The 518-nt window shown below is 66.0% G+C and carries 1 pseudogene; it reads right to left on the bottom strand.

Annotation, left to right across the window (positions count from 1 at the left end):
• Positions 1–154: 154 nt before the first annotated feature.
• Positions 155–518: pseudogene (locus A8G08_RS17645) on the bottom strand (ABC transporter ATP-binding protein); the annotation flags it as partial.

Genomic DNA, 518 nt, shown 5'->3' with positions numbered 1-518 from the left:
ACTCGGCACGACCACCCGCTTGACACCCGACTTGGCGATCGCAACCGGATGCCACGCGCTGCGCGACACGCGTTCGACTATCGCAGCCGGCTCGGCCGGTGCCGCAGGTGCCTCCAGTGTGGCCGTCGACGGCTCCGGCGGTGCGGCAAGTGCACTAGACATGGGATGCCTCCTCGGGGGTAGCACCGGTCTCGGCGCCAGCCGTGTTGTCGCGTAACTCGTCCTGGTGCAGCAGCGTCCAGATGTGATGGCGGTATTGCCGGAATTCCTCGCTGGACCGCAGATCCTCGTGGTTACGGTCGATATCGATCTTCACGAAATTGGTGATCCGGCCCGGCCGCGGCGAGAGCACCGCCACGCGCTGGCCGAGGTACACCGCCTCGTCGATGCCGTGCGTGATGAACAGGATGGTCTTGCCGGTCTCGCGCCAGATCCGCAACAGCTCGTCCTGCAACGACTCCCGGGTCTGCGCATCGAGGGCCGCAAACGGCTCGTCCATGAGCAGGATCTCGGGATCG

The sequence above is a fragment of the Aldersonia kunmingensis genome, from assembly GCF_001646865.1.
In the GTDB taxonomy this organism is placed as follows: domain Bacteria; phylum Actinomycetota; class Actinomycetes; order Mycobacteriales; family Mycobacteriaceae; genus Aldersonia; species Aldersonia kunmingensis.
The sequence above is the reverse complement of the archived record's forward strand: the minus strand, read 5'-3'. Positions and strand labels throughout refer to the sequence as shown.